Source organism: Streptomyces sp. NPDC127068, assembly GCF_042724695.1.
Taxonomy (GTDB): domain Bacteria; phylum Actinomycetota; class Actinomycetes; order Streptomycetales; family Streptomycetaceae; genus Streptomyces.
Window position 1 is genome coordinate 41,030 of sequence record NZ_JBHXEN010000015.1, and the last position, 19,671, is coordinate 60,700.

17 protein-coding genes are annotated in these 19,671 nt (G+C 70.3%); 11 read left to right on the plus strand and 6 right to left on the minus strand.

All coding sequences use genetic code 11. From position 1 onward, the window contains the following. Positions 1-63 precede the first annotated feature (63 nt). Entirely contained in the window at positions 64-648 is a 585-nt protein-coding gene (locus ACFWIA_RS11980; protein WP_387002931.1) for a TetR/AcrR family transcriptional regulator, read from the plus strand. A 3-nt stretch (positions 649-651) separates the two neighbouring features. After that, complete coding sequence (locus ACFWIA_RS11985; RefSeq protein WP_387002932.1) at positions 652-1,500, plus strand: SDR family NAD(P)-dependent oxidoreductase; 849 nt, start codon at positions 652-654, stop codon at positions 1,498-1,500. A 98-nt stretch (positions 1,501-1,598) separates the two neighbouring features. On the opposite strand, the gene prpB is transcribed toward ACFWIA_RS11985, so the two are convergent. Genes prpB through ACFWIA_RS12000 form a run of 3 tightly spaced genes read right to left on the minus strand, consistent with a single transcriptional unit; the run spans position 1,599 to position 4,745 of the window. Continuing rightward, on the minus strand, positions 1,599-2,501 hold the full coding sequence (prpB, locus tag ACFWIA_RS11990) for a methylisocitrate lyase (protein ID WP_387002934.1): 903 nt from the start codon (positions 2,499-2,501) through the stop codon (positions 1,599-1,601). 10 nt (positions 2,502-2,511) lie between these two features. After that, positions 2,512-4,029, minus strand: coding sequence for an MmgE/PrpD family protein (locus ACFWIA_RS11995; RefSeq protein ID WP_387002936.1), 1,518 nt, complete (start codon positions 4,027-4,029; stop codon positions 2,512-2,514). Further along, complete coding sequence (locus ACFWIA_RS12000; protein ID WP_387002938.1) at positions 4,026-4,745, minus strand: GntR family transcriptional regulator; 720 nt, start codon at positions 4,743-4,745, stop codon at positions 4,026-4,028. The genes ACFWIA_RS11995 and ACFWIA_RS12000 overlap by 4 nt, the downstream gene beginning before the upstream one ends. Positions 4,746-4,888: 143 nt before the next feature. Between ACFWIA_RS12000 and ACFWIA_RS12005 the strand changes: the two genes are divergently transcribed. From ACFWIA_RS12005 to ACFWIA_RS12020, 4 genes are all read left to right on the plus strand, one after another. Beyond that, positions 4,889-5,884 (plus strand): Bug family tripartite tricarboxylate transporter substrate binding protein, encoded by a 996-nt coding sequence (locus ACFWIA_RS12005; protein WP_387002940.1) that lies wholly within the window; start codon positions 4,889-4,891, stop codon positions 5,882-5,884. A 70-nt stretch (positions 5,885-5,954) separates the two neighbouring features. Next, entirely contained in the window at positions 5,955-6,491 is a 537-nt protein-coding gene (locus tag ACFWIA_RS12010) for a tripartite tricarboxylate transporter TctB family protein (protein ID WP_387002942.1), read from the plus strand. Further along, entirely contained in the window at positions 6,491-8,212 is a 1,722-nt protein-coding gene (locus ACFWIA_RS12015) for a tripartite tricarboxylate transporter permease (RefSeq protein ID WP_387002944.1), read from the plus strand. The genes ACFWIA_RS12010 and ACFWIA_RS12015 overlap by 1 nt, the downstream gene beginning before the upstream one ends. 75 nt (positions 8,213-8,287) lie before the next feature. Further along, the gene (locus ACFWIA_RS12020; RefSeq protein ID WP_387002946.1) at positions 8,288-9,502 is read left to right on the plus strand and encodes an MFS transporter; all 1,215 of its coding nucleotides are present in this window, start codon (positions 8,288-8,290) and stop codon (positions 9,500-9,502) included. Positions 9,503-9,737: 235 nt separating this feature from the next. On the opposite strand, the gene ACFWIA_RS12025 is transcribed toward ACFWIA_RS12020, so the two are convergent. Next, a complete protein-coding gene (locus ACFWIA_RS12025; RefSeq protein ID WP_387002948.1) occupies positions 9,738-10,766 on the minus strand; it encodes an aspartate-semialdehyde dehydrogenase in 1,029 nt (342 codons plus the stop codon). Positions 10,767-11,233: 467 nt separating this feature from the next. Between ACFWIA_RS12025 and ACFWIA_RS12030 the strand changes: the two genes are divergently transcribed. The 3 genes from ACFWIA_RS12030 to ACFWIA_RS12040 all read left to right on the plus strand — a co-directional run bounded on the left by ACFWIA_RS12030 (position 11,234) and on the right by ACFWIA_RS12040 (position 13,045). Next, positions 11,234-11,758: an RNA polymerase sigma factor gene (locus ACFWIA_RS12030; protein ID WP_387003062.1), complete on the plus strand. Its 525-nt coding sequence runs from the start codon at positions 11,234-11,236 to the stop codon at positions 11,756-11,758. A 1-nt stretch (position 11,759) separates the two neighbouring features. Then, positions 11,760-12,665: a hypothetical protein gene (locus ACFWIA_RS12035; RefSeq protein WP_387002950.1), complete on the plus strand. Its 906-nt coding sequence runs from the start codon at positions 11,760-11,762 to the stop codon at positions 12,663-12,665. A gap of 212 nt (positions 12,666-12,877) precedes the next feature. Then, complete coding sequence (locus ACFWIA_RS12040; RefSeq protein WP_387002952.1) at positions 12,878-13,045, plus strand: hypothetical protein; 168 nt, start codon at positions 12,878-12,880, stop codon at positions 13,043-13,045. 200 nt (positions 13,046-13,245) lie between these two features. Here the strand turns inward: ACFWIA_RS12040 and ACFWIA_RS12045 are convergent, their stop codons facing one another. After that, positions 13,246-14,235, minus strand: a complete 990-nt coding sequence (locus ACFWIA_RS12045) for a LuxR C-terminal-related transcriptional regulator (protein WP_387002954.1) — start codon at positions 14,233-14,235, stop codon at positions 13,246-13,248. 400 nt (positions 14,236-14,635) lie between these two features. On the opposite strand from ACFWIA_RS12045, the gene ACFWIA_RS12050 reads away from it, so the two are divergent. Next, positions 14,636-15,466 (plus strand): hypothetical protein, encoded by an 831-nt coding sequence (locus ACFWIA_RS12050; protein WP_387002955.1) that lies wholly within the window; start codon positions 14,636-14,638, stop codon positions 15,464-15,466. 94 nt (positions 15,467-15,560) lie between these two features. On the opposite strand, the gene ACFWIA_RS12055 is transcribed toward ACFWIA_RS12050, so the two are convergent. Further along, a complete protein-coding gene (locus ACFWIA_RS12055) occupies positions 15,561-18,887 on the minus strand; it encodes a S8 family serine peptidase (protein WP_387002957.1) in 3,327 nt (1,108 codons plus the stop codon). A gap of 314 nt (positions 18,888-19,201) precedes the next feature. Between ACFWIA_RS12055 and ACFWIA_RS12060 the strand changes: the two genes are divergently transcribed. Next, positions 19,202-19,645 (plus strand): NUDIX hydrolase, encoded by a 444-nt coding sequence (locus ACFWIA_RS12060; protein ID WP_385487376.1) that lies wholly within the window; start codon positions 19,202-19,204, stop codon positions 19,643-19,645. Positions 19,646-19,671: the final 26 nt, after the last annotated feature.

Genomic DNA, 19,671 nt, shown 5'->3' on the forward strand with positions numbered 1-19,671 from the left:
GGCCCCGGGGTGCTTCGCCCCGGGGCCTTGACAGTCGCCCCGTACGGAATGAATATTCATTCCGTGCCCCGTCCTTCCCCTGACCTCGTCTCCCGACTCCTCGACTCCGCCCTCGTCCTCTTCGCCGAACGCACCTACGAGGGCACGCAGATGCCCGCCGTGGCGCAGCACGCGCAGGTCGGCGTGGGCAGCATCTACCGCTACTACCCCAGCAAGGAGGCCCTCGGCAACGCCGTGTTCCGGCACGCCAAGGGGGGCCTGCTCGCCGAGCTGCACGCGGTCACCGCGCAGCGCGCCGCCTCACCCCGGGAGGAGTTCGCGCAGGTCTGGCGGGGCTTCGTCCGCTTCGCCGGGGCCCATCCGGCGGCCTTCGCCTTCCTGGACCACCAGCAGCACGACACCTTCCTCGACGCCGAGAGCCGTGCGGTGGCCGCCGAGATCGACGCCTTCGCCGCGGACTTCATCGAACGGGGCCAGCGCGCGGGCGCGATCCGCGAGGGCGCCGCCCCCGTGCTCGTCGCCCTCGCCCTCGGCGCGTTCGGCGGCCTGCTCAAGAGCATCCGCCCCCTGCCCGTCACCGATCTGCCCCCCGAGGCCCTGGCCGACGCCGAATCCGCCGTCTGGGACCTCCTGCACCGGAAGCCGTGAACCGTGACCGCACTCGCCCCCGCCCTCATCACCGGCTGCTCCTCCGGCATGGGCCGGCAGACCGCCCTCGCCCTGCACCGCAAGGGCCACCCCGTCTACGCCACCGCCCGCCGCCCCGACGACCTCGCCGCACTCGCGGCCGAGGGCATCACCACCCTGGCGCTGGACGTCACCGACGAGCAGTCGATGGCCGCCGCCGTGACCCGGGTGGAGGACGAGCACGGCGCGGTCGGCGTCCTGGTCAACAACGCCGCCTACGGCCTCCACCTCCCCGTCGAGCTCGCCCGCCCCGAAGAGGTCCGGGCCCAGTTCGAGACCAACGTCTTCGGCCTGGTCCGCCTCGTCCAGCTGGTCCTGCCCGCCATGCGGGCCGCCGGCACCGGGCGGATCGTCAACATCTCCTCCATGGGCGGACGGTTCTCGCCGCCGGGCGGCGGCTTCTACCACGCGACCAAACACGCCGTGGAAGCCCTCAGCGACTCGCTGCGCCTGGAGGTCGCCCCCTTCGGGATCAAGGTCGTGGTCGTCCAGCCGGGCCCCACCCTCACGGACTTCGCCGACACGGCCGTCACCACCATGCACGGCCCCGCCGACCACGACCCGTACGGGACCTTCCGCGCGGAACTCGCCGACATGTACACCCACAAGACGTTCACCCGCCGAGGCGGCGCGGTACCCGTCGAAACGGCGACCAGGACCATCGTCCGCGCCGCCACCACGGCACGCCCCCGGGCCCGCTACGCGATCGGCACCGTGGCCCGGACGGTGCTGACCGCGCGCCGGCTGCTGCCCGACGCCGCCTTCGACGCGGCGCTGCGCCGCAGCTTCCCGCTCCCGGCCGCCACCCGGTAGGGGGTGGCGCCGCCCCCGGTCCGTGCGTTCTCATACGGGGGGAGCGGGCGGGCGCCCTTCCACGGCGCCCGCCCGTTCCCCCTGCATGCCCCGATCCGTCAGTCGCCTTCCAAACGGAAGTCGAAGACGGAGGAGTCGAAGCGGCTGTAGCCCTCGTAGTCGACGAGGTCGTACAGGTCGCGACGGTGCTGCATCTCGTCGAGCCGGCTGGTCAGCGAACCCTGGTCGAGCAGGGTGTGCAGACCGCGGTCCGCCGCCCCCATGGCCAGCCGCAGCAGCGAGACGGGCCAGATCACGATGTTGACCCCGACGTCCCTGAGCTGGTCGACGGTGAACAGTTCGCTCTTGCCGAACTCGGTCATGTTCGCGAGGATCGGCACGTCGACCGCCGCGCGCACCCGGGCGAACTCGTCCAGGGTGCGCAGCGCCTCCGGGAAGATCGCGTCCGCACCTGCGTCCACCAGCTGACGCGCCCGCTCGACCGTCGCCTCCAGACCCTCGACCGCCCGTACGTCGGTGCGCGCCATGATGAGGAAGTCGGGGTCGCGCCGCGCGTCGACGGCGGCCCTGATCCGGCGCATCGCGCTGCCCGCGTCCACGACCTGCTTGCCGTCGAGGTGACCGCAGCGCTTGGGGTTCACCTGGTCCTCGATGTGCAGACCCGCGAGGCCGGCGTTCTCGAGTTCCTGGACGGTGCGGGCGACGTTCATCGGTTCCCCGAAGCCGGTGTCGGCGTCGGCGAGCGTGGGCAGGTCGGTGACCCGGGTGATCTGACGGGTGCGGCCGGCGACCTCGGTGAGCGTCGTCAGCCCGATGTCGGGAAGTCCCAGTTCGGCGCTGAGCACCGCACCCGACACGTAGACGCCCTCGAATCCGTGGCGCTCGATCAGCCGCGCCGACAGGGGGTTGAAGGCGCCGGGCAGCCGGAGCAGTTCACCGGAGGCCAGCCGTGCGCGGAAGGCCCGGCGGATGTCCGCATCGGTTCGCTTCGTGTAGAGCATCGACGGCTCCTCAGAAGATTCCGGGGAGGCCGGCGGGCGGCAACTGCCCCGCACCGGCGACGAAGGTCAGGTCACGGACCTCGTCCGCCCCCAGCTCCGGGAGCCGCAGCGCCAGATCGAGGAACCGCTTCACCTCGGCCTCCCCGAGGACGGGCGTCGCCAGGGTGCGGAACTTCTCCACGTAGTCCTCCCGGCCGAAGGGACGGGCGCCGGCGGGGTGCGCGTCCGCGACGGCGATCTCGTCCTCGACGGTGCGCCCGTCGACCAGCGTCACGACGATGCGCCCGCCGTAGGACTGGCTGTCGCCGCCCGCGTGGTACCGCTCCGTCCACACCGGGTCCTCGACGGTGGTGATCTTCTGCCAGAGGGCGACCGTGTCGGGGCGCGCGGCCCGCTCGGGGGCGTACGAGTCGACGTGGTGCCAGCGCCCGTCCTGCAAGGCGACGGCGAGGATGTAGGGCAGGGAGTGGTCCAGCGTCTCGCGCGAGGCGTACGGGTCGTACTTCTGCGGGTCGTTCGCGCCCGACCCGATGACGTAGTGCGTGTGGTGGGATGTATGCACGACGAGGGATTCGACCTTCGCCGGGTCGGCCACCTCGGGGTGCTCCCGGAGCAGTTTGCGGGCCAGGTCGATCCACGCCTGGGCCTGGTACTCGGCCGAGTGTTCCTTCGTGTAGCTGAGCAGGATGGCTTCCTTGGCCTCCCCCGGAGCGGGCAGCGGCACCTCGTAGCGCCCCTCCGGTCCGTCGAGCAGCCAGGCGATGACCCCGTCCTCGCCCTCGTAGATCGGCGCCGGGCTGGTCTCCCCGCGCATCGCCCGGTCCACCGCCTCGACCGCGAGCTTCCCCGCGAAACCGGGCGCGTACGCCTTCCACGAGGAGATCTCGCCCTTGCGGGACTGCCGGGTCGTGGTGGTGGTGTGCAGGGCCTGACCGACGGCCTGGTAGACCACCTCGGTGGACAGGCCGAGCAGGGTGCCGATGCCGGCCGCGGCCGACGGGCCGAGGTGCGCGATGTGGTCGATCTTGTGCCGGTGCAGGCTGATGGCCCGTACCAGGTCGATCTGCAACTCGTAGCCGGTCGCGATGCCGCGGACGAGGGCGCGTCCGTCCTTGCCGGCGTGCTGGGCCACCGCGAGGACCGGCGGGATGTTGTCGCCGGGGTGGGAGTAGTCGGCGGCCAAGAAGGTGTCGTGGTAGTCGAGTTCACGGACGGCCACCCCGTTGGCGTACGCCGCCCACTCGGGGCTGGTGCGCACCTCGGGGCCCAGGCCGAAGACCGTGGCACCCGCGCCGCCGCGGCTCGGTGCGTGCGACAACGCCTGGGCGCGCGCCGAGGAGGGGGCCGAGCGGCCTATCGAGGCGGCGGCCACCGCCGCGTTGTCGATGACGCGGTTGACGATCATCTCGACCACGGGGTCGGTGACTTCGACCGGGTCGGTGGCAACCTGCGCCATCTTCCAGGCCAGTTGATCCTCGCGCGGAAGGTTCTCCTCGCTGCGGTGGGACCGGAGGGAATGGTTGTTCATCGGGGCTTCTCCGTTGTGCTGGTGGGGTGGTGCTCCTCGAAGGCGTCCCGCTCGGCGGGACGCCAGGACTGGCGGAAGTGCTCCACGCCGTTGTGCAGATGGACGTGCGTGGCGTGGCGGGCGAGCGCGGCGTCACCGCGGGAGATGGCCCGCGCGATGAGCGCGTGCTCCGCGGCGGAGGCTTCGAGCCTGGCCTGGGAGTGGCCGGCCATGCGCCGCACCCGGGCGACGTGGGTCCGCAGGTTCTCCATCGCGTCGATGAGGAACGAGTTGTCCGTCGCCTGGTTGACGGCCTCGTCGAAGCTCCTGATGAGCGCGAAGTAGTCGCTCACCTGTTCGTCGGAGACGGCGGGGCCCCGCAGGACGGCGTTCCACCGCGCGAAGCTGTCCTCGAAGGCGGCGAAGACCGCGGATTCGCCGCGGGCGGCGGCGAGTTGGGCGGCCTGGGCCTCCAGGCAGGCGCGCAACTCGAACAGGCTGCGTACGTCACGGTCGTTGACCTGGGTGACCACGACGCCGCGTTTGCCGGACGGCTCGACGAGCCCCTCCGCGACCAGCCTGCTCAGTGCCTCGCGGACCGGCGTGCGGGAGACCCCGAGCCGCTCGGACTGTTCCACTTCTAAGAGGGGAGCACCGGGGGGCAGGTCGCCGTCGAGGATCTCCGACCGCAGCTGTGCGTACGCACGTCCTGCGGCGGTGGGGGAAGAGGTCGGCATGAGCCGGAGTGTATACACGGCTGAGGCGCTTGGTCACGAGCGGGGCGCAAAGTGAAGAGAACTCTTGTGGACACCCCTTGGCGTGTATACATTCCGTCTCTCAAGAGAGCCCACCCTCCCAGTCGAGAGACAAGGTCGTCTCAATGAAGAACACCCGCGTTGCCGTCGCCATCGCCGTGGTCGCCGTCACTTCCCTGAGCGCGTGCAGCGACTCCTCGGGTGACAAGAAGGACGGAGAGGCCCAGGCGATCAACCGCCTGGAGATCATCGCGCCCGCGGCGCCCGGCAGCGGCTGGGACCAGGCGTCCCGCGCGACCCAGGAAGCGCTGAGATCCGCCAAACTCGCGACGTCGCCGGAGGTGAAGAACGTCCCGGGGGCTTCCGGCACCGTCGCCCTCGCGCAGGTCGCGCCCCAGAAGGGCAAGGAGGACCTCTGGATAGCCTCGGGGCTCGCCATGATGAGCGGCGTCATCAGCAACGGCACCAACGTCACGCTCGACAACCTCACCCCGCTCGCCCGCCTCATGGGCGAGTACGAGGTCATCGTCACGCCGAAGGACTCGCCCTACAAGTCCGTGGAGGACCTGTTCAAGGCGATCAAGGACAACCCGAAGTCCGTCTCCATCGCGGGCGGCTCCGCCGGCAGCGCCGACCACATCTACGTCGGCCTGCTCGCCAAGTACTACGGCGTCGACCCCGCCGAGGTGAACTACGTCCCCTACAGCGGTGGCGGCGAGGCGACCACGGCGATCCTCGGCGGCAAGGTCCAGGCCGGCGTCTCGGGCCTGAGCGAGTTCTCCGCCCAGGTGACGGAGGGCAACCTGAAGGGCCTCTACGTCTCCTCGCTGAAGCCCGTCGAGGGGGTCAAGTTCGCCGAGACCGCCCTCGACGTCAGCCCGACCCTCGAATTCCAGAACTGGCGCTCGATGATGGCCCCCAGCGGCCTCGACGACGCGACCAAGGACAAGTACGTCGACGCGCTGAAGAAGATGCACGGCTCGGCGAACTGGAAGGCCGCGCTCAAGAAGCACGCCTGGAACGACAACTTCATCGCCGGTGACGAGTTCGCGACCTGGCTCAAGGAAGAGAACACCCGGGTGAAGGAAGTCCTCGACCAGCTCGGCCTGTCCAAGAAGTGACCGCAACTCCCTGGTGGGTGCCCGGCGAACGGCGGGCACCCACCCACCTCGGCGTGAGAAAGGCACACCCATGAGCACCCGCTCGACATCTCCCGAGTCCTCCCCCACCCGGCCCCGCGAACAGCGCAGGGCGGCCTTGGGAGAGTGGGCCATCACCGCAGGACTCCTGGCCATCGGGGTGGTCATCCTGCTCGACGGCCTCGGGCAAGCGGCCTCGACGTCCGCCTCGGGGGTGGGCGCCGGCTTCACGCCGAAGGTGGTCGGCGTCCTGCTGATCGCGCTCTCGCTGGCGCTCGGCGTCCAGGTGGCCCGGGGCCGGCGCGGTGAGGCCGACTCCGGAGAGGGCGACGTCGACGTCCGCACCACCCGGTGGATACCGCTCGCCGTCTGCGTGGCGGCCGTGCTCATCTTCATCGCCGGTGTCGAATCGCTCGGCTACGTCATCGTCTCCGCGCTGGCGTTCTGGCTCACCGCCTGGGCCATGGGCGCCCGCAGCCACCTCAAGTCGGCGGGCATCGCGGTCGTGCTGTCCCTCGTGGTGTACCTCGTCTTCACCCGGGCCCTCGGCATCTCGCTGGCCCCCGGCGTCCTGGAAGGGGTGCTCTGATGTCGGGTTGGGACGGACTCCTCCACGGGCTCTCGCTCGCGGTCACCCCGGAGAACTTGCTCTTCGCGCTGATCGGCACCATCGTCGGCACGCTCATCGGCGTCCTGCCGGGCATCGGCCCCGCGCTGACCATCGCCCTGTTGCTGCCGATGACCTACGGGCTCGAACCGGCCTCCGCCTTCATCATGTTCGCCGGCATCTACTACGGCGCCATGTACGGCGGATCGACCACGGCGATCCTGCTGAAGACCCCCGGCGAGTCCGGCTCGGTCATCACCGCGATCGACGGCAACAAGATGGCCCGACGGGGGCGCGGCGCCGCCGCCCTCGCCACGGCCGCCATCGGCTCGTTCATCGCCGGCACCATCGCCACGCTGCTGCTGGCGTTCTTCGCGCCGTGGATGGTCAAGGTCGCGGTGCACCTCGGCGCCGAGGACTACTTCGCGCTCATGGTCGTCGCCTTCCTCACCGTCAGCGCACTCGTGGGCGGTTCGCCCTTGCGCGGACTCGTGTCAATGACGCTCGGCCTGGGCGTCGGACTCGTCGGACTCGACTTCCAGAGCGGTCAGCAGCGCCTGACCTTCGGCGAGGTGTCCCTCCTCGACGGGATCGACACCGTCGTGCTGATCGTCGCGCTCTTCGCCCTGGGCGAGGTGCTCTACGTCGCCGCGCACCAGACGTCGAGCCGCTTCGACGTGATGCGGGTGAACAAGGGCAAGAGCTGGATGACCCGCGACGACTGGCGGCGCGCCTGGCGGCCGTGGCTGCGCGGAACCTCCATCGGCTTCCCGCTCGGGGTGATCCCCGCGGGCGGCTCCGAGATCCCGACGTTCCTCTCGTACACCCTCGAACGCAAGCTGTCGAAGCGCCCCAAGGAGTTCGGTCAGGGCGCCATCGAGGGGGTCGCCGGACCGGAGGCCGCGAACAACGCCAACGCCGCCGGCACCCTGGTGCCGCTGCTGACCCTCGGCATCCCGACGTCCGCCACGGCCGCCGTCATCCTGGTCGCCTTCCAGCAGTACGGCATCCAGCCCGGTCCGCAGCTGTTGGACACCCAGTCGGCGCTGGTCTGGGGCCTCATCGCCAGCCTGCTGATCGCCAACGTCATCCTGCTCGGCCTGAACCTGCCGCTGATCGGCCTCTGGGTGAAGATCCTGGAGATCCCGAAGCCGTACCTCTTCGCCGGCATCATGATCTTCGCCCTGCTCGGCACCTACGCCGTGAACGGCAGCGCGTTCGACGTCGGGGTCCTGCTCGTCTTCGGACTCGCCGGATACCTCATGCGCCGGTTCGGCTTCCCCGTCTCGCCCATGATCGTGGGGGCGATCCTCGGCCCGCTGGCGGAGGTCCAGCTGCGCCGGGCGCTCGACATCGCCGGCGGCGACGTCACCACGCTGGTGTCCACGCCGTTCACGATCGTCGTCTACACCACGCTGGCCGTGGTCCTGTTCGGAGGGTTCCTGCTCCGCAGGCGCCCCGCCCGGTACGAAGCCCCTGTCGGCGCCGCCCACGCACACACCCCCGCCGGTCCCACCGGTCCGGTCGCCCCCTTCACCTCCGCAACCCCCGTCCCCCCGGCAACTCCCACTGCCCCCACGACCCCCGTCACCCCTGCCGTCCCGGAGGCCCCCCAGGCCCCCCAGCATCCCCACGTGCCCCAGCAGCCCGAGGCCCCGCAGGCCCCGCAGTCTCCGGAACCCCCGGAGTCCCCGGGCCGCTGAGCACCCGCACCCCCTCCACCCGTCCCGCTCGCACGCGGCGTTGTTCCCGGGCCCGACCGTGTCGAGCCTGGGGACATGACCACCGACCTGAGTGGACCACCGTCCGCAGCCCGCCCCCTGACTCCGGCCCGGGGGCGGGCCGCCGTCTTCGCCGTCGCAGCCGCCACCTTCACCGTCGTCACCACGGAGATGCTGCCCGTCGGCCTGCTGAGCCCCCTCGGCGCGGGGCTCGGCGTCCTGGAGGGCACGGCCGGGCTCGCCGTCACCCTGCCGGGCGTCGTCGCCGCCGTCACCGCCCCGCTGTTCCCGACGCTCGCCGGCCGCCTCGACCGCCGGACCCTGCTGTGCGGGCTGCTGCTGTTACTGGCCGCCGCCAACCTCGTCTGCGCGTTGGCCCCCTCCTTCGGGGCGCTGCTGGCCGCCCGGGTCGCCGTCGGCGTCGCCATCGGCGGGGTGTGGACCGTCGCCGCCGGACTCGCCCACCGACTGGTGCCCGCGCCCTCGGTCGCCCGCGCCACCGCCGTCGTCTTCAGCGGCATCGCCGTCGCCTCCGTGCTCGGCATCCCGGCGGGCGCACTGATCGGGGACGTCGCGGGCTGGCGGTGGGGGTTCGCCGCGGTGGGCGCCCTCGCCGTCCTCGTCGCCGTGCTGCACGCCGTACTGCTCCCGCCGCTGCCCGCCGGTGCGGCCGTCCGACCCCGCGAGATGACCGCCCTGCTGGGGTTGCCGGCCCTGCGCGCGGGGCTGCTGGTGGTCGCCCTCCTGGTGACCGGACACTTCGCCGCCTACACCTACGTACGGCCGGTACTGGAACGGGTCGACGGGATCGACGCCGGCGCGATCAGCGCCCTGCTGCTCTGCTACGGGGTCGCCGGCGTCATCGGCAACTTCGTCGCCGGAACGGTCGCCGGACGTTCACCGCGACGGGCCCTGCTCGGGATATCGACCGTACTCGCCCTGGCGGTACCGCTGTTGGCGGCGGCGGCCGGGAGCGCCGTGCTCTCCGTCGTACTGCTGGTGGCGTGGGGCCTCGCGTACGGAGGGGTCTCGGTGTCGGCCCAGAGCTGGCTGGTGGGTGCGTTGGGGGGCGGGGGCGCCCGGGCCCGGGAGGCCGCGTCCGGGCTGTTCGCCGGCGTCTTCAACTCGGCGATCGCGCTGGGCGCCGCGGTGGGCGGCGGCTTCGTCGACGTCCTGGGCGAGGCCAGCGTGCTGATCCTCACCGGTACGACGGCCGCCGCCGCCCTCGCCCTGCTCGCCCTGCGCCCGACCGGCCGACGCACCACCGGCTAGCGCGGCGGCCGTTCACCCGGCGCCCGGCCCGTCCCCGTGGGGGCGCAGGTGTGTTGACCCCGGGCGCGAGTGCACTGCGTGCGGCATCCACTCATCGCGACCCGATTGACGTCCGCGCCAAGTCCGTGCCGGATGAAACGGGTGCCCGCCGGGTCCTGACGGACGACGACGGCCGGGCCCGCGCCTCCCCGGAGCGGGCCCGGCCGTGACAGCGGCTCGGCGGCGCGGGCTGCGGCTAGGCGCCGAGCTCCGCGGCGACCAGCTCCGCGATCTGCACGGCGTTCAGCGCCGCGCCCTTGCGGAGGTTGTCCCCGGACAGGAAGAACGCGAGCCCGTGCGCGACGGTCTCGTCCACCCGGACCCGTCCCACGTAGGAGACGTCCTGCCCGGCGGCCTCCAACGGGGTGGGGACGTCCGACAACGCCACGCCGGGCGCCCCGCCCAGCAGCTCGTACGCCCGCTCGACGCTGATCGGCCGCGCGAACCGTGCGTTGACCTGGAGGGAGTGCCCGGTGAAGACCGGCACCCGGACACAGGTCCCGGAGACCTTCAGCTCCGGGATCTCCAGGATCTTGCGCGACTCGTGGCGCAGCTTCTGCTCCTCGTCCGTCTCGTGCGAACCGTCGTCCACGACGGACCCGGCCAGCGGGATCACGTTGAAGGCGATGGGGCGCTGGTACACACCGGGCTCGGGGAACTCGACGGCGTCGCCGCCGTGGGTGAGCCGATCCGCCTCGGCGACGACCTTCTGCGCCTGCCCGTGCAGCTCCGCCACACCGGCGAGCCCGGACCCGGACACCGCCTGGTACGTGGCGACGACGAGCGCCTCCAGACCGGCCTCCTCGTGCAGCGGGCGCAGCACGGGCATGGCGGCCATGGTGGTGCAGTTCGGGTTGGCGATGATCCCCTTGGGCCGGTCGGCGACGGCGTGCGGGTTGACCTCGGAGACCACGAGCGGGACCTCGGGGTCGCGCCGCCAGGCGGAGGAGTTGTCGATCACGACGGGGCCCTGCGCGGCGACCTTCTCGGCGAGCGCCCGGGAGGTGGCGCCGCCCGCGGAGAACAGCACGATGTCCAGACCGCTGTAGTCGGCGGTGGAGGCGTCCTCGACGGTGACCGGCGTGCCCTGCCAGTCGATGGTGGAACCGGCGGACCGCGCCGAGGCGAACAGTCGCAGCTCACTGACCGGGAAGTTCCGGTCGGCGAGCACCTTGCGCATGACCGTGCCCACCTGACCGGTGGCTCCGACGATTCCGACCCTCACGGTGACTCCTTCTGGGTGCTCTGCCCGGACGTGGTGTGCCCGCCCGGGTGTACTTCGGTGTCCGTACCGCGCTGTACGGGGGGTATGGGGTGAATCACCCCCGTACGTACACATCTGCTGACGTACGAGGACGGGCTCACGGTTCCATGATGCGTCTGTCCCCGTCCCGCCTGTCCAATCCTTTGGTCCGCGTTCCGAAAAGTGGGACGGGGAGGACCCGCGGAATCCGCGTCGAACGTTTCGTCGACCTCCGACGTCGTAGGGGGGAACACCGGTCGCCCCCCTCCGGGGCGGTCCGGTGCGAGGGGAGGGGAGAGGCGCCCTTGCTGTGGCGACGGGACCGGAACAGGAACAGGGGCACCGCGGTCGGTGCCGTGCAGCACGTGGAGGTGGGCGCGCTCCGTGGGGACGGGAGACCGCCCCGCCCGCCGGTCGGCGGTCCGGCTGCCCGACCAGCAGCCGAAACGCTGGCCGCGCCGGCGGTCGGGTCCCCCGCCGACCCGGCCGCGGACCCGCTGGACGCGGCCCTGGAACGTCGGGTGCGCGCGATCCTGGCGCTCGGTGGAGTACCGCAGGCGGACCTGCCGGACGGGGTGCAGCAGGTCCGCCTGCGGCTGCTCGAACGCGCGGCCAAGGGCCAGGAGGCCCCCCGCGACGTCGCCGCCTGGGCGGCGGTCGTCGCATCGAACCTCGCCGTGGACTGGCACCGGTCGCGGCGCCGCCAGGAACGCGTCGGGGAACGGCTCGCCTCGCTGCGGACCGAGGAGTCCGGCGCCGGAGAGGACGTCCGCGTCCTGTCGGTCGCCGTGGCGCAGGGCCTGGACGGGCTGCCGGCCCCGCAACGCCAGGTGGTCGTGCTCCGCTTCTACGCCGACCTGCAAGTGCGGGAGATCGCCGAACGGCTCGGTGTTCCGGAGGGCACGGTCAAGAGCCGGCTGTACACGGCGGTACGGGCGCTGCGCGCGCTCCTGCACGAGGACGAGGTGGTGTGAGGTGACCGAGCAAGGGCCCCGAGCCCAAGACGACGTACTGCTGTCGGCGATCCTGGACGAGGCGCTGGCCCCGGAGGCCGCCGCCGACCCGGAGACGGCCGCCGCGCACCGTGCCGCCGTCGACGACGTCGCCGAACTCCGCCGCCAACTGCACCTGCTGGGCGCCGCCCTCGCCGACGAGCCGGCAGCGCCGGTGGAGCCAGCCGAGGAGCCGGTCGAGCCGGTCGAACCGGCCTGGTCGCGCGACCCCGCGAAGGAGGCCCCCGCCCCGACCTCGTCGAGCACCGCCCACGTTCCCCGCCCGCGGCCCAGGACCCAGGGGCGCACCGGGGGGTCTCCGGGGACCTCGCGCCCGCCCGGCCGCTCCCGCGGCCGGCGGCTCGCCCGCAGGTTCGCCGTCGGAGCCTCGGCCCTCGCCTTCCTCGCGGCCCTGGTCACCGGGGTGAGCTGGGTGACCGCGCACGGCACCAACGGCTCCGAGAGCGGGCATGCGAAGTCGATCGAGGCGGGGGAGCCCCAGGCGGCGAAGCCGCCGGGCCGTGCCCAGGGGGACCGGGAGTCGATGAGCCCGGAGGGTTACGTCGCCTGCATGCGGCGGATCGCGGAGGGCGAGGTGACCCGCCGGGAGCTGCATCCGGACGGCACCGGGGTGGAGCTCACGGTGCAGGTGACCCGCTGGTACAAGCCGGCCCGCGGCCCGGCCCGGATCACGTTCCGCATGGACGTCGACGCGGACCCGCAGCTCACGGTCGGCCAACGCACCCTGCTCACCTTCCCCAAGGGCCGGGAGACGCACCCCGACGACTGGGCCACGGGCGCCGACCTGGTCACGCTGCGGACCATGGTGGTGAAGGCCCTGCCCGCCTCCCGGAAGATCGAGTGCGGCAATCGGTCACCACGCCTCTGAAAGATCTCCATGGACGAAACTGGAAGGGTGCGGTCCCTCGCAGATGTTGAGTGAGGTACCGCACCCTTCCGGCCAACTCCAGCTGTGTCTCCGGCCAAACCACGCCATCACTCTGATGGTAACGACCGGAGAGTGTTGTTCCCCCCTACTCTTGATCCGACTCTCAAAGAATCATTTCTCCGGTTGGCCAGTGACTGAAGGTGATGTGCAGCATGTATCTCGTCCTCAAGATCGTTGTGGTGATCTCGATTTTCAGCTTAGTTCTGGGTGTGTTGGGGCACAGGTTCGGCCCGGTCGAAATGGGCTTGGGTACCCTCCTGCTGGCCGCTGCACTGACATTCACTGTGAAGCAGCACGTGTCGTCTCGACAGAATGGTTGAGGTGAAGGATTCCAGGCAAATCTTGGCGACGGGGGCGGCGGCCCCTCGGCCGGAGCGAGTGCATGTCTAATTGTTCGATGCGAGACATGCTGGGGAGCCTGGGAATCTGCCTGAGCGCGAGGTGTTGGCCGTGATAGGTGGTTTATCGCGGCCAACGGCCTTTCGTTGACCTCGGCTGAGCGATGGGTGACGGCGAGACGCTATATCCACCCGCGTCGGGCAGCCTCGGCACCTGCCTGGAACCGGCTTCTGGCCGTCAGTTTCTCGAAGAGTTGAGAGGTGTGACGGCGCACCGTGCGCAGTGACACGTCCAGTTGGCGGGCAATTCCGTCATCTGTGAGGCCAGCTGCGAGCATCCTCAGCAATGCCATCTCGCGACTTCCGAGGGCACCTCGGTCGCTTTCGTTGTGGGGGCTCTCCAGCGGAGATGAGCCAATCCAAACGAGTTCGAACAATTCCTGGAGCGCGTGGGTCGCCGCCGACGCGGTTATTACCGCGACCTCGGCCCCACTTCCGTTTTCGGCGCCTGAAATTGCGACAGTAGAGCGATCGTAGATTACCATGCGTGAAGGTAGCGTAGGTGCTGTTCGAACGTCAGCGCCCAGCGTGGATATCCAGCTGGCGCGACTTGCTTGCGGGGCGCTGTTCCTCATGCTTTCGAGAAGGATGGAGCGTACCGCCAGGTCGCTGCTGAGCGCCTTGCTGATCAAGGCGTCTTCTTGCGGTGATCCTTCGCCGATCAGCTCGAAGTTCCCCAAGATGTCGATCTGTTTCCGGGCCTTCTTGGTCAATGCGAGCAGCTTGGCTTCGGCTGCCTCGACATTGTCGAAGGTCTCTTCCGTGATGGAGCTGTGGCGGGTGGTGAGGTCGGTGTATTTATGTCTGAGTTCAGAGATTGTGGCGCGGTCTCGCGCGAGTTGAGACCGTCTTGCGTCCAACTCGGCCTCGATTCGTTCTATGACCGGTACCAGTCCAACCTCGGGATCGAGAGGGATGTAGCGTCCCGTTTTTTCGGATGAGGCATAGAGTAACGAGTTCTTAATGAGGTGGTGCAAGGCGGATTTCACCTCTGGCGGGCTGATCTGCAAGCTTTCCGCTATTTCGCCGAGTGCCCAGTTCGGGTGTGCCAGGAGGGTCGTGTATACGGCCTGAGCCTTCGAATCTACACCAAACGAGGCAAGGCTGCTCACGGTTCTTTTCAATGCGCTCTCCCCGTAACGCGATGAATCGCCTTCCCATTGTCCATGTGTTGAGTGGCCGTCGGTAGGGCAACAACGGCCAATGCTTGTCGCCTGGTGGCGTAAAGCTTTTCTCCTGCCCTGGATGGGCATTTTCGTGCCGCTTGCTCCTCCTTTGGTCCCATCTAGTGGCGAGCGAGGGGGGTTGCAGTGATGCTTGTCGGCCCAATATTAACTCTCGTGCACACGGGCGCGTCCTGCTTGAAGTAGCTGTGTGTTCGTGCCGACGGTCGGCAGGTGCAGGTCATGTCACTGAGTTGCCTCAGTGATTCCCGCTTTGGATGGGCTCGATGTTCTAGCCTCCTGAGTGATGGCGGCCAGAAGGTGCCGCTCCGGAAAGGCAGGAGAAGATATGTCTGCAGTCATGTGGCAATCAGTTTCCAAGGGAACTGGAACATTGCTCGCCCTGGCGACGGCAGCATCCGTGCTCGTGGCCATCGCACCGGAAGCGCGCGCTTCGGCCGCGCCCGACCCGGCTGTGGTTCAGGCGCTACAGCGCTTGGGGAACGGCACGTGGAGCAACGCTGACGTCGAGTTAATCGCGTCGAACCCCGCGCTCGCCGACAAGGTGCCGGACCCGAGGGTTCCCGCTGCCGTCGACGCAGAGGAGATCGAATACGAAGTCTTCGATGACGGGACGATGCAGGCCATATCGACCACTGGGCTGTCGCAGGCCGACGAGTCCAAGGCGTGGGACGCCGTGAGGTTGCCCGACCTGATCAAGGGGCCGAAGGGGCAGGACGTTTCCGAGGCGGATGAAGTTGAGGTCCCGGAGGAAACCGACCCGGTGTCCGCCGTAGCCGCTGGAGATGCGCGGGCGGCTAATGTGGAGGCGGCTGCCGGCCGTTGGAAGACAAAGCGCGTCTCGATTACGCACAAGAGCCTGCTGGGCACGACGCTCTACAAGTATCACCACCGGGCGCGCTTCAAGTACAACGGGTCAAAGGTGACGGCCTGGGGTGCCCGTTCCGACTACACGTCGAACGAGAACGGGTTCGTCCAGGTGGGCAACCGTACGCGCAATGAGAAGACCCGGCTTCCTGCAGCTTCCGCCCATTCACTGATGAAGCGGCGCATCGATCTCTGCATGCCGGTCTATGGCTGCTACGACACCCTTTACCCCTGGATCAAGATCAAGATGAAGGGGAGTGGCGCGACTTCCCACGACTCCCGTACCTACTGAGGAGTCCCGGGCCTGCCCTTGGGTCTGACACGACCAACGAAAGGGGCCGGCACCCGAACTGGGTGCCGGCCCCGCCGTCGTGCGTTGGTGGTGGCTACGGAGTGATCGTGCCGACCCGCACGCCGCCGACGCCCGCGACGGTCCCGCGCTCGTTGAGCAGCTGGACCTCGCCGCGCAGCTGACGGCCCTCGGCCGCCGGAGCCTTCGCGACGACCTCGGCCGGCACCCGTACGGTGTCACCGAGTCCGAGCGGGTACGTCCGTGACTCGTCGACCGTGACCGAGCCGAGCGAGGGCGCCACGAACAGGTCGAGGTAGTCGTACGCGGTGGGGCCATCCGGCACCGAGTACCCGGCGACCTCCACGACGTACGTCCCGGCGGCCGGGTCGCGCAGCGACACCGCCTCCTCCGAGTTGGCGTCCGCGTCGTCCGCGAGGAGGTTGCCCGCCTCGTCGTACAGGTACAGGTCCAGGTCGGCGCGGGCGACGGACGTGTTGCCGATCGACGCGTCGAGCCTGGTCGCGCCCTCCGTCACGACGACCTCGTACCGCTGGGTCTGGCCCGTGGCGATGGTCGGCCGCTGCGCCTTGACGGAGCTCAGCGGAGCGCCCTTCAACTTGCCCTGGAGCGCCGCGAACTGGTTCGTGACCTGCCAGGACACCGGGGCCGGGACGCCGGCCTTGGCCTCCGGCAGGTGCTGCACGGCCGGGTCGAAGGCGGCGCCGAGCACCGTCACGTCCAGCTCGAACGGGTTGTCCAGCAGCGGCGAGGTGCGCCGCGACTCGACCTCGATCTCCCAGACGCCCGGCGTCGGGTTGGCGTACGAGCGCACGTCCGGACGGCACTTGTTCAGCGGGTGCTCGTAGTTCGCGTAGCAGAAGATGGTGCTGGAGTTCTCCATCTGCACGCCCGTCGGGTGCAGCGTGATGAACCGGGTCTGGCTCTTGTCCTTCAGCCCGCCGATCCGCACTTCGAGGCTGGTGGCGCCCTCGGGCACCGTCAGGAAGTACGACTGGTGGCTGTTGCGGGTGGAGACGCCGGACGCGGAGAACGTCGACGAGGGCTTGCTGATCGGCGTGGCGACCACGACCGTCGACATGACCTGGTGGTCGATGCCCTCGGTGCGGGGGTCGTTGACCTCCAGGATCGCGCTGTGCACGCCGAGCGAACGCGGGCGCGCCTGCACCTGCACGGTGACCGGGGTGTTCAGCGGCAGCGTCACGTACCCGTCGGCGGCGTCGCCGAGCAGCCGGAACGTGCCCTCGTGGTTGTTCTCCAGGTCCAGTTCGTGGCGGACCGGGCGGTCGGGGCCGGTGGTGCGCGTGACCGTGACGTCGTACGTCTTGCGCTGGCCCTTCTTCAGGCCGCTCTCACGGTCGTAGAGGCCGGTGCCGAAGCCCGGGGTCTTCAGCTGCTGGTCGATGTTGGTGTCGACGGGGGCCTTCACCGTGTACTCGTGCGCCGTGGCGCCGCGTCGCACGGCCTTCCAGGCGTCGACCACGTCGATCAGGCCGGTGCCCTGGGCGTGCGCCTGCTCGCCGCGGACCTCCTCGGTGGTGGAGGTCAGCGCGGTGCGCAGCTTCGCCGGGGTGAGGTCGATGCCGCGCTGCTTCGCCGCGGACAGCAGCAGCGCCGAGGCGCCGGCGGCCTGCGGGGAGGCCATCGAGGTGCCCTGGAGCATCGAGTAGCCGGGCGGCAGCTGGTAGCCGGCCTCGGCGACCGGGCCGCCGGGGGTCCAGGTCTGCGTGGTGTTGATGGCCGCGCCGGGTGCCGAGATGACGGGCGCGAAGCCGCCGTCCTCACGCGGACCGCGCGAGGAGAACGGGATCATGGCGTACGACTTGCGGACCCCGGAGCCGTAGTTGGCGGCCCAGGTCTCCTTGGAGATGGTCGCGCCGACGGACAGCACCTTGTCGGCGAGGCCCGGGTCACCGATGGTGTTCACGCCGGGGCCGTCGTTGCCGGCGGCGATGACGAGCTGCACGCCGTAGGTGTCGATGAGGCGGGTGTACAGCGCGGCCCGCGCGTTGTTGCCGTCGTTCAGCGCCGGCAGACCGCCGATGGACATGTTGACGATGTCCACACCGCGGTTGGTGACGAGGTCGATCATGCCCTCGGTCAGCGCGATGTTGGTGCAGCCGCCGCCCCAGGAGCAGGCCCGCGAGGAGACCAGCTTGGCGCCGGGCGCCGCGCCGTTCATCTTGCCGCCGAACAGGCTGTTGGCCGCGGCGATGCCGGCGACGTGGGTGCCGTGGTCGCCTTCGATGATGCCGATGTTGACGAAGTCGGCCTTCTTGCCGATCCAGTCGCCGCCGTACGGGTCGGTCGGCACGTCCTTGCGGATCTCGACGACGAACGGCACGCGCTCGGCGATCGCCGTCGCCGGGTCGTCGGTGCCGAAGTACCCGATCTGGAAGCCGTCCTTGTACGGCTTCAGGGCCTCGTCGTCGGTGAAGTCCTTGTTGTCGTTCAGGTCGACGCGGACGGTGCCGGCCGCCGGGTCGTAGAGCACGCCCCACACGTCGCTGGTGTCGCCGTCGCGGTTGAGGTCGCCCTGCGCGTCGCCGGTCGTGGTGACGTTCTCCCGGAAGGCGTTGACCTGGTAGCTGCCCGCGGGCGCCCGCCAACTCGTGTTCAGGTAGGAGAAGGTGGGGCCGCTGACCGGGTTGGCCATCCGGCGCCAGGTGCCGTCGCTGTCGAGGATGGGGTCGGTGCCGGTGACCCAGTCGGTGATCTTGCGCTCACCGGTGGTGGTCTTCTGGAGCGCCGGGTGGCCGAGGTCCACGCCCGAGTCGATGACGCCGATGGTGATCCCGCGGCCGTCCGCCGTCGGGTTCTGCCGCACGAAGTCGACCGCGCCCGTCTCGAAGGACGGGTTGTACGGGTTCTTGGCGGGGGTGTCGCGGCCCGGGGCGGGGTAGCTGCCGGGGGCCGGGCGCTTGCCGCGGGACTCGTCGCCGCCTACCGGCGGGTCGTCCAGCTTGATCTCGTGACGCAGGTCGATGCCCTGCACCGAGGACAGCTTCACCGCCGCCGCGATCGCCGCTTCGGCCCGCGCCGTCGGGACGGTCGCCCGGACGTAGCCGAGCTTGTCGTGCGTCTTCGCGACCGAACCGCCCTTGACGGCGTCGAGCTGGTCCCTGACCTGCTCGGTGGCGCCGGGCACGGTGGCCACCATCATCGTGACGTTCTTGTCGCCCTTGGCCTTGGCCTCGGCGAGCAGTTCCGCGTCGGCGGAACCGAGCTTGGCGTCCGCCGCCTTGACGGCCGAGTCCGTGGGAGCCGGGTCGCCGCCGGGGGCCGAGAAGGCCGAGGGTATGGGTCCGACGGCGGAGAGCGCGGCCACGAGGCCCGCGGCCACGGCTATGCGTGCCGCGCGTCTCGCACCTGATGCGGGTGCCGGCTTGGGGGTGGGGGTCATCTCATCCCTGTAGGTGTAGGAGCGGATGGGGTCCGGCCCCGGGCACCGCACTGCGCAGCCGCGCCGGGCGGTCGTCCGGGCGGGTCGGGCGGGTACCCGGGACGGAGCGTCTACGCGGCCGGCCGGGTCCGGAGGTGTTCCGGATTCCGGGGCCGGGTGACCGCTCAGCTTTACGTACGGTCCTGCCGTTTGGGGAGGGTTGCCGAAACGGTGTCGTGCTCATGGCGCACTTCCGCCATACGCCATGGTGCGCATAGCGGGCGATAGACGGATTCGTTCGGGCCGTCCGGCGGGCGGCCCGTACCGTGGGCCGGATGGGAAACGTACTCAGGGTCGCCGCCTACGCCGTCTGCGTCGAGGACGACCGCGTCCTCCTCGCCCGCTGGGTCGACCGGGAGGGCGCCCGTCGGTGGACCCTCCCCGGCGGCGGCATGGACCACGGTGAGGACCCGTACGACACGGTGATCCGCGAGGTCGCCGAGGAGACCGGCTACGAGGTCGTCCCGCGCGTCCTGCTCGGCGTCCACTCGCACCGCAACCCCCGCGACCCCCGGCCGCTCGGCCGGTACGCCGACTTCCACGCCCTGCGCCTCCTCTACTGCGCCGAGGTGACCGGGGGTTCGCTGCGCAACGAGACCGACGGTTCCACCGACCTCGCCGCCTGGATACCGCTGGCCGAGGTGCCCGACCTGGTCCGGGTCGGGTTGGTCGACCACGCGCTCGGACTCTGGCGGGAGCGTCCGCCGGTCGGTCGCTGAACCCGCCGCCCGGAGCGCACCGAACC